Annotated in this window: 5 protein-coding genes and 2 pseudogenes; 5 read left to right on the forward strand and 2 right to left on the reverse strand. The window is 71.4% G+C overall.

Annotation, left to right across the window (positions count from 1 at the left end):
- Window positions 1-558: 558 nt before the first annotated feature.
- Window positions 559-1,746: a SpoIIE family protein phosphatase gene (locus PUR26_RS00555; RefSeq protein WP_329868131.1), complete on the reverse strand. Its 1,188-nt coding sequence runs from the start codon at window positions 1,744-1,746 to the stop codon at window positions 559-561.
- 752 nt (window positions 1,747-2,498) lie between these two features.
- Window positions 2,499-3,038 carry a hypothetical protein gene (locus PUR26_RS00560; RefSeq protein WP_329868133.1) on the reverse strand — a complete coding sequence of 180 codons (540 nt, stop codon included), beginning with the start codon at window positions 3,036-3,038 and terminating at the stop codon, window positions 2,499-2,501.
- A gap of 277 nt (window positions 3,039-3,315) precedes the next feature.
- On the opposite strand from PUR26_RS00560, the gene PUR26_RS00565 reads away from it, so the two are divergent.
- The 5 genes and pseudogenes from PUR26_RS00565 to PUR26_RS00585 form a co-directional block, all read left to right on the forward strand.
- A complete protein-coding gene (locus PUR26_RS00565) occupies window positions 3,316-5,316 on the forward strand; it encodes a tetratricopeptide repeat protein (protein ID WP_329868135.1) in 2,001 nt (666 codons plus the stop codon).
- Window positions 5,317-5,897: 581 nt separating this feature from the next.
- Entirely contained in the window at window positions 5,898-6,224 is a 327-nt protein-coding gene (locus tag PUR26_RS00570) for an ArsR/SmtB family transcription factor (protein WP_329868138.1), read from the forward strand.
- Window position 6,225: 1 nt separating this feature from the next.
- Window positions 6,226-6,949, forward strand: a pseudogene (locus PUR26_RS00575) (cation transporter).
- Between the two features lie 79 nt (window positions 6,950-7,028).
- Entirely contained in the window at window positions 7,029-7,889 is an 861-nt protein-coding gene (locus tag PUR26_RS00580) for a sulfite exporter TauE/SafE family protein (RefSeq protein ID WP_329868136.1), read from the forward strand.
- Window positions 7,890-8,671: 782 nt separating this feature from the next.
- A pseudogene (locus PUR26_RS00585) lies at window positions 8,672-9,413 on the forward strand (hypothetical protein); the annotation flags it as partial.

Genomic DNA, 9,413 nt, shown 5'->3' on the forward strand with positions numbered 1-9,413 from the left:
CCCGTAGCTCGTAGGGTCCGCCTGGAGCGGCAACATTCTCACCGGCGCGCGGGTGCTGTCGCTTCTCGTGAACATCGAACACGCCGGCGGCCGGGGTGCCTCCCGAAGCACTGAACAACCGCTGTCGAAACCGGTGAACAAGGCGGGCACCGCACCGGTGCCCGCCACGCCATACAGCTCCGAAAAGGGCAGGAAGCAGCCGACCGCACCCCCGACCGCCGTACACCGCGTCTCGGCCACCACCCGCCACACGACGTACCGGTTTCCTGCATACGGCGGGCCCGCTGGCGTCGGCGATGGCGGGTGCGCTTCACCGGACCACCGGTGCGCCTGCCGCAGCAACCAGGGCGAGGGGTGTTCCGTCATGGTGTCGGTTAAGGTCTTGCGCACCGGGACGCCGAGGCGGCGGACCGGATCACCGAAGTGCTTGGCACGCCGAACGTGGGCGGGCAGAAGACGGCCGGTCCGTCCGGTGTCCCCTGGCGGCGGTAACGCCTGCGAAGGCTCGGCCGAGCGGGGGTAGACCCGTCCGGCTTCGTTCTCGTCAGTCGGGACAGGTCAGACGGTGCGCCGCCCTGGGGTGTAGTTGTGTGATGAGGCGAGGGCGGCCGCGAGAAGGCTGATGTCGTCTCTTCCAGGATCGACGTCGAAGCGTTCGGCGGCCGCGTAGAGGGCCGTGACAGCCGCCGTGGGGGTGGGATCGTCCAGATTCGCCAGAACACGGGAGACGCGTTGCTCGCCGAACTCCTCGCCGTCTGGGCGGCGGCCCTCGGTGAGGCCGTCGGTGGACAGCACCAGCAGGTCGCCGGGACCGAAGCGGACGGTGCGGATCTGCCAGTTGCCGGGCGGTGCCTCCAGGAAGGGGTGGACGAGGGGGCCGGTGGTTCCCAGGCGCCGGACCGTTCCGTCGGCCCGTCGCAGGAACGGTTCCCCGTGTCCGGCGTTGACCCAGGTCAGGGTGGAGTGTTCCGGGTCAAGGACGGCGACGGCCAGTGTGGCGAAGCAGTCCTCGTCGGCCAGGGCTTGGTGTACCGCGCGTACTGATGCGTCCAGGTCGGTGTCCAGTCGCAGGCCCACCGTCAGGACGCTCTTGAGGCGTACGGCCAGCAGTCCTGCGGCGACGCCGTGTCCGCAGACGTCGCCGAGGAAGACGGCGGTGGATCCGTCGGGCAGCGACACGGCACCGAGGTAGTCGCCCGCGATCAGGCCCTCGGCCGCGCGCACGTCACCGGCCACCACGATGCCGGGACCCGGCTCCTCGCAGGAGGCGAGGATCTCGTGCAGGCCCTTGACCACCGGCCCGACCTGGACGAGAGCCTCCTCATTACGGCGGGACTCGCGCTGGGACATCGCCAGGCGCTCGCGCACCCCCTCAACCTCCTCGCTCAGGCGGCCGATCCATCCCCGGCCGCTCCCGGGCGGCGGCCCGGCGGCGGAGGCGTCACCACTGGCCGCGCGCCGCAGACGCCGGGCGAGTACGCCGGCGGGGGCAAGGTAACGGCGCTGCAGCACCACCGCGGCCACCACCGCCGCGACCAGCAGCGCGACGGCGAGGCTCAGGATGTAGAGCATCACACCGTTCATGTGCCCCATCGCGTCCTGCGCCGCTTGCGCGTTGCGCTGCTCCAGCAGGGCCGTCAGTTTCTTCGTCCGGGCGTCGACGGCCGCGTAAGTGCCCTCGGGGGGGAACCGCGCCGACGGCGGACGCGGGCAGCCCGTACGTACGCATCCGGTCCACCGCCGCATCGGAGCGGGCGCTCTCAAGCCACCGGGAGACATCACGGCCGAGGTCCGTGACCTCGGCGTCGACCTCGGAATCCGTGCCGGCAACCAGCCCGTCCAGTGTCTTCAGGTGTTCTTCGAGGGCTTTCCCGGAATCGCCACGCAGTCCTTCGCCTGCCGCCCCGGCCAGTGACGCGGCGCGCAAGTCACCTGCCGCCGCCCGGACGGCGCCTACCTCCATGACTGCCGGATGCAAAAGGGTCTCGATCCGCAGCGCGGCCTGCTCATGACGCGCGTTCAACACGAACCCCGTTGCCGCGACACCTGCTGCCAGCAGCGCCGCAAGGCCGACCATGGCGGCAAGCAGCAGCCTCGACCCGGTCAGACCACGCGATGACAGCACGTGCTCGACTCTACCGATCGCCGTACTTCACACCCGTTACACCGCGCCCGCGAACAACAGCCCCGATGCCGACGCCTTCGCTCCCTGGGTGGGACGCCGTCAGGGAAACAGCCCGGATGAGTTCTGTCCAGTGAACGGCTCTGTCTCATATGCAGTGGTGACGGATCGTGCACGTTGGGCATGCCTACCTCACGGAGAGTGCAGCTGCCGTCCTGACCTCGATGTTTCAAGGCGAACGGCATCATGCTGGACCGCTGGGCCTATCCCAGCGATCTCTCACTACCGGACACCAAGGGATCGGTCGGGTTCCGGTGGAAACCGACTATGAGGGCCCCGACCTGCGGTCTTGCGACCAATGACCCACCTGCCGTCATCATGACTCAGCGTAACCACCGCATGTGAGACAGAGCCCAGCATCGTCGTAGCGCGGCCGTGCGGGGTCGTCGGTGCCCGGGCGGGGCGCGAGGGCCCGGGAAGCGAGCTCCACCCCGCGCAGCGTGCGGCCGAACTCGTCCGCTCCGGGGCGCTGCTGGATCGTCCAGGTCCGCAGTAGGTCGCGCAGCCACCGCTGCTGGATCGTGCGCAGATCGACGGTCCTGGGAGTCCTGATTCCCGCCGGTGTGCGGGACCGTTGACCCCAGCGCACGCAGATCCAGGATGTCGTCCTGACCGGCGCTGTTCCGGTGTACTCGGCACGGGCGGTCTGGACCGCGGTGCGGACGCGGGTGAGGAGCCTAAGGACGGCGACGGTGGAGCGGGGGCACATCTGCTCGTCGGTGAGGGCACTGACGAGTGTGGCGGTGCCGGCCAGGTCGCGGACAATGCGGCGGACCGGAGGAGGCTCGAAGCCCCGCGGCCAGGGTTCGGCCTGCTGCAGGCTGCAGAGAACCTCAAGGCGGAGCGGCTCGGGCAAAGAGAGAAGGCTGAACTGGTGCGGGGCGAGGTACGGGGCCTGCTGCGCGCCCACGGGGCAACCAGGGCGTCGGGGCGGGAACGGTGGTGTTCGCGGAAGCGCTGCGCGTGGTGACGGCCCAGGCCGCGGCCGAAGAGACCCGGCAGCGGGCAGGCGGATGCCGGGCACTCGGGGGTGCCGGTGTAGGGAACGGCGGTGTCCTCCCACCGGCCGTCGGGCCCACGCCCCGGCACCCCCCGTATCCGCCCCGGCCGTGGCCGCCTGACACGATCACGGAATGACACACGGGGAAACGCATGAGCACATACGCGACCAGGCAGCCGAGTTGGCGGCCGCTGCCGAGGCCGGACAGGACGGCGCGTACCGCGCCTACGCCACATTCCTCGGCAAGAGCGGCCGGATGGACCAGGCCCTGCCCTGGTGGGCCAAGGCCGCCGATCACGGGGACGCGGATGCGGCGCGCACGCTCGCGATCTGCCACAAGGACCGCTGGGAGTTCGCCGAAGCCGAGCGCTGGTACCGCAGCGCTGCCGACCGTGACGGCGGCTGCGCCTTCGGGCTCGCCACACTCCTGAAGGAGTCCGGCGACCCGGACGGAGCACAGGAGTGGTATGCGCGGGGAGCTGCACTCGGCCACGTCCCCTGCCTCACCAACGGCGCGGTGCTCAAGGCCGCCCGCCACGGTGCCTTCGCCGAAGCACAGGCTCAGTTGGACGAGGCGGCCGAACTGGGTGACCGCAAGGCGGCCTCGGCCCGTCAGGTGATCGAGAACATCGTCGACGACCTGGAGCTCTGGGCGGACCGGCTCGCGCGGGCGGAGGCGGACGGGGACGCCGAGGGCGCGTGGGAAGCGCTGAGTCCGCTGCGGGACCCGGAGTACGCGGGCATGTTCACGTACTACCCGAGCACGATCCGCGCGGCGGAGGCTCTCTACGCGCGAGCCGCGGCGGTCGGCTCGCACCAGGCCCTGGTCGAGCAGGCCATCCTGGTGGCCCGCGACAGCGACCGGATCGAGGAGGCACGCGCCCTGGCCGTACGGGCGCACGAGCTCGGCTACTCGGGCGCGGCCTACGTCCTGGGTGTCTGGGCCTTCGAGCGCGGTGACCAGCGCACGGCCGAGCATTGGTTCGAGACGGCGGCCGCAGCACCCGATGGTCACGACTACGCCCGCTTCTACCTCGGTCTGATCGGCATCATGCAGCGGCGGCTGGACGAGGCCGAGCGATGGCTGCGTCTCACCGGCGACACCGAGGATGAGGACGATCAGTACGGCGGCCTGCCCAAGATGTTCGTCGAGCAGCTCGAGGAGATCGCGGCGATTCGCGCCGCCCCCGCCCGGCTGCCCGACCCCGAACTCGCGGCGCACCTGCCCGAATTGCGGGCGGCCGCAGAGTCCGGCGGTGCCGAGGAGTGCTTCGCGTATGCCGATGCACTCGACCGTCTCTACCGGCTGCCCGACGCCGCCGACTGGTACCGCAAAACCGGCACTCCGCGCGCGCTGCTCGAGCTCGGCCGCATGCTGCAGGACTGCCAGGCCAACGAGACCCTGCTCGTGCCGTACTTCGAGCCGGCCGCCGAGGCCGGGGACGCGGGGGCTGCGTACAGCATCGCCGGGATCCACACCCACGCGAAGAACGAGCGGGCCGCCGGCATCTGGACGCTGAAGGCCGCGGAGCTCGGTCACGCGAGGGCAGCCTGGGGCGTCGGCTGGACCTCCGAAGAGCGGGGCGGGGACCCGCAGTTCGCGGAGCGCTGGTATGTGCGCGCCGCCGAGGGCGGTCTGGCGCGGCCCGCGTTCCTGGCCGGTCGCAGCATGGTGCGCTGGGGGCGGTACGCCGAGGCCGAGCGGTGGCTCGTGAAGGCGTGGGAGAACGACATCCCCGAGGCGGCTTACCACCTCGGCAGGGCGCTGCGCCGGCTCGGACGCACCCCGGAGGCCGAACAGTGGCTGCGCCGCGCGGTGGAGCGCTCCGGCGACTTCGACCCACCGCGCGGACCGCTCGAACGGCGCGTCGATCCCCGTCCCGAGCTGGCCGAGCTGCTTGTCGAGGCGGAGCGCGACGAGGAGGCCGCGCCACTCGTCGCGGACATCCTCGCCGAGTACCCGGGCCACCTCGCCGGCCACCGGCTCGCCGGCCGACTGGCCCGGCGCCGCGGCGACCTGGCCACGGCCGAACAGCACTTCGCGCAGATCGAGGAGCGGGACTCCGACCCCGGTACCCGGATGAGCCTGCGGGAGATCCGTGAGCTGCTGGTTCAGGTGACGCACGAACACTGAGCGGCGAAGCAGCCGGAGGGGAGTGGCCGGCGCGGTGGGGAGTCAGTTCTGCACAGGCTCCTCGGGGACCTGATGTCCCCGCGTCGGCAGCACATCGTCGAAGAAGAAACGGTCGCCGACGGACGTGGGGCGCAGTCCGGTGAACTCTTCGGCGGTGACCCAGCGGGCCTGGGGCTACTCGCTCATTTTGTGACTGTGTCAACGGCCGGGGGCCCGTAAGCCAGGTAGTCGGAAGATCCACTCGCAGGAGGCGCTCGCCGGGGTGTTCCTCACACAAGCGGCCAAAGCGGCATCGGCGGCCGACAAGCGTGCTGCGGTGTCACGGCAGAGCTCGGCGTCCGTCTGCGTCATGGGTGCTCGTGTAACACCGCGATCCCCGCGACCCAGGCCCGGTGATAGCCGCCCGGCCGGACCAGCTCCTCGCGCAGCACCTCGATCGCCCGGTACAGCCGGAGTTGCTCCTCGGCGTCCGTAGTTCGGGCGCCATCCCCTGTCCCGCCCGCCGGCGCCGGGCGGGACAGGGCGGCGACGGGCCCGTCGTCCGGCACCACGGCCGGCCCTGCGAAAGGGACGGAGTCGACGTGCTGGCCCGCTTCGGCCGCGCGCTCGCCGACCCGATCCGCTGCCGCACCCTTCTCGCGCTGCGTCAGGCGCCGGCCTACCCCGCCGACCTCGCCGGCCTCGCCGGCCTCGCCGACACGCTCGGCGTCTCCCGCACCCGCCTGTCCCACCACCTGGCCTGCCTGCGTGACTGCGGCCTGGTCGTCACCGTCCCGGACGGGCGCCGCACCCGCTACGAGCTCGCCGACGAACGCCTCAGCCACGCCTTGGACCACCTGCTCGCCGCTGTGGTTGCGGTCGAGTCCGACCAGACCTGCCCGGACGCCGCCACGAAGGACTGCTGCTGAAGTGATCGCGATATCCTTCGTGCCATCCCCGGCCCGCCGCGACGCGCTCGCCCGCCGCATACGCCTGCTGGTCGCCGCGACCATCACCTACAACGTCATCGAAGCGATCGTCGCCATCACCGCCGGCACCCTCGCCTCCTCCACCGCGCTGATCGGCTTCGGCCTGGACTCCGTCATCGAGGTCTCCTCCGCCGCCGCCGCGGTGGCCTGGCAGTTCTCCGCCCGCGACCACGCCGTACGCGACGCCCGCGAGAAGACCACCCTGCGGATCATCGCCATCTCCTTCTTCGCACTCGCCACCTACGTGAGCATCGACGCCATTCGGGCCCTGGCCGGCACCGGCGAGGCCGACCGCTCGATCCCCGGCATCGCCATCGCCGCCCTGTCGCTGGCGATCATGCCGTTCCTCTCCGCCGCCCAGCGCAAAGCCGGTCGTGAACTCGGCTCCGCCTCCGCGGCAGCCGACTCCAAGCAGACCCTGCTGTGCACGTACCACTCTGCTGTGCTTCTCGTCGGTCTCGTCCTCAACGCCACCCTCGGCTGGTCCTGGGCCGATCCGATCGCCGCCCTGGTCATCGCCCGCCATCGCAGTCAAGGAAGGCCGCGACGCCTGGCAGGGCAAGGGCTGCTGCGCACCCACCACCCACACGCCGGATCCCGCCGGGATCGCCGCGGTCGAGGCTGACGGGTGCGGCTGCGAGCCGGGCTGCACCTGCTGCTCGTGAACATCTCGTTGCCACTCCGACCTCCCGCCGCCTGGCCCGTCGATACTGACCGTGCGATCACGGAGCGGCGGGGGCAGCGGTGGAGTGGACGATCTGGGCAGGGTTCACGGCTGGCCTGCTGATCTCAACGGTGACCGCGCCGGTCGGCGTGTCCGGGGCGGTTTTCCTCCTGCCGGTCCAGCTCAGCGTCCTCGGTGTACCCAGTCCCGCCGTCACGCCGACGAACCTGCTGTTCAATGTGGTGGCCGGGCCAGGCGCACTGTGGCGCTACCGCCGCGACGGCGCCCTGCGCGGCGGACTGGCCCGGCGCCTCGTCGCCTGGACGCTGCCCGGCGTCCTCGTCGGCGCAGCCGTCCGCGTCTTCGCTCTTCCCGGCCCCGGCGTCTTCCGCATCCTGGTCGCCGCCTTTCTGCTGCCGCTCGGCGTGTGGCTGTGCCTGCGCATCCTGATCCCCGCTCGGCGGCCGCCGGACGCGGCCGAACCGTCGCCGCGGGTGCTCGCCATCCTGGCCCTGGCGGTCGGAGTGATCGGCGGGATCTACGGGATTGGCGGCGGTTCCCTGCTCGGGCCGATCCTCGCCGCGCGCGGCATGCCCATGTCCCGCATTGCCCCGGCCACCCTCGCCGCGACCTTCACCACCTCCGTCGCCGGGGCCGCCGCGTACGCCGTGCTGGCCCTGGCGAGCCCAGGGCCCGTCTCGCCCGACTGGTGGCTGGGCCTGGCCTGCGGTCTGGGAGGGCTGATCGGCGGCTATCTCGGCGCACGTCTCCAGCCACACCTGCCCGAGACCACGCTCCGGCTCCTGCTCGGCGCCCTCGCGGCGGCTCTCGGCGCGCTGTACGCCGCCCAGCACTTGCCTGAGCGCATGACAGGCCAGTGGCCCGTACGAGACATAGATAATGAAACGGAACCCGGGCTGTGCAGACCAGTGCGCCGGTGACACCGAAGCGGTCGGCCTGTAGTCGTCGTCGACAACCACGCCCCAGGCGACGGACCCGGATACGAATGGGCCGGAAGGCGACCACTGCCCGTCGAAGGTTCGTCGGAACCCGCACGCTCGTCGACGCTGGCGCGACCCTCACGATCCGGTTCGTGTCACCCCACGTCCGAGAAGCCACGAACTGGCGCGCTTCCGCCCGGTCAAAGGCCAAGGTCACCGGCCGGGAGGCTGGCAGCGGCGGGGTCGTCCGCCGCCTCGAATTCTCGGAGCGCGGCCGCTGCGCCCCGAGGAGGAGCCGACTCGCTGGCTTGCCGAGATCCTGCCTGCGATCGGCGCCCGCGCCGCTCGCCACCCCGGCAACCTGCGGATCTGCGGACGGTTTTCCCGTGTTGCCGCTTGGTCGATACCAGGCGGCGGCCGACGCGACCCGGTGGGACTCGCTCGGCCGTGGTCCGTTGCTGCTGGGAAACCACCCTTCCCGGGGTCTTCACCGTCGGCGACGTCAGGAGCGGCTCGGGCAAACAGGTGGCCTCGGCGGCCGGTGAGGGTGCCATGGGATCCGCCTCGTGCACGAGCACCGGGAAAGGGCGGGCAACCTGGTGCGCACCGCGGGCCGCGAGGGGCGTCGGCCGGTGACGGGCCGGTCCGTGTTCTCGCGCTGACCGCCCCGCCATCGCCTGCACCCGCCGACGGGGGCTAGCGTGTCGCGCGGCGTGGGCGTGCCCCGGAGGCATCCTGTGGGCACTTGCGATCATGGGGACAGCCGTCAGGAGGGACCAGTCATGCGGGCGTCGCCTCAGAGCGTCACGGTCGTGGCTCTCCTGGCGGATCCGGACGCGCCGACGGACATCGCGCGGCGCATGGCCCGGATACTTTCCACTCGGCTTGCCGACAGGGCCGGGGGCGGCGGTTCGACGTCGAGGTGGTCAGTGAGCCCTTCACCGCGGGGACCGAGGACCCACGCACCTTGATGCGCCGGATCATGGACCGCGGAAGTGCGGAAAGTTGGGACGTCATCGTGGCCCTCACGGACCTTCCGCTGCACTCACACGGGCGCAGGCTGGGTGTGGATCTGAGTCACGAACACGGGCTGGCGCTGCTGTCTCTTCCCTCTCTGGGGGCTTGCGCCTGCAGACGAGGGCTCACCGGGCCGTGGAAGAAGCCGTGCTTGACCTGACCGGTCCGCAAGGCTCCCGGGACGAGGGGCCTCCGCGGAGGCAGCCGGATCCGGGGCTCTTCGCCGGTCGTCTCACGCCCGTTCATCCCGGCATGGTCGACACCGCCGATCAGCGGTACGTCGGCAGCGGGCCACGCGGTCATCTGCGGGTGCTCGCCGGTATGGTCCGCGCCAACCGGCCCTGGCGCTTGGTGCCGGGGCTGTCCAAGGCTCTGGCGGCCGCACTCGCCACGGGAGCGGTCGCCACCGTGAACTCCACCGTCTGGAGTCTCGCTGAGGCCCTGAGCACCCCGCGCCTCGTGATCGCCATGGTCGGCTCTGTCGCGCTCATGATCGGCTGGCTGATC

The organism is Streptomyces sp. SP18CS02, from assembly GCF_036322365.1.
GTDB lineage: Bacteria > Actinomycetota > Actinomycetes > Streptomycetales > Streptomycetaceae > Streptomyces.

Bases quoted from the DNA above. Each gene is read 5' to 3' on its own strand.
- PUR26_RS00565 (WP_329868135.1), top strand. From the start codon at position 3,316: ATGACACACGGGGAAACGCATGAGCACATACGCGACCAGGCAGCCGAG.
- PUR26_RS00555 (WP_329868131.1), bottom strand. From the start codon at position 1,746: ATGCGGCGGTGGACCGGATGCGTACGTACGGGCTGCCCGCGTCCGCCG.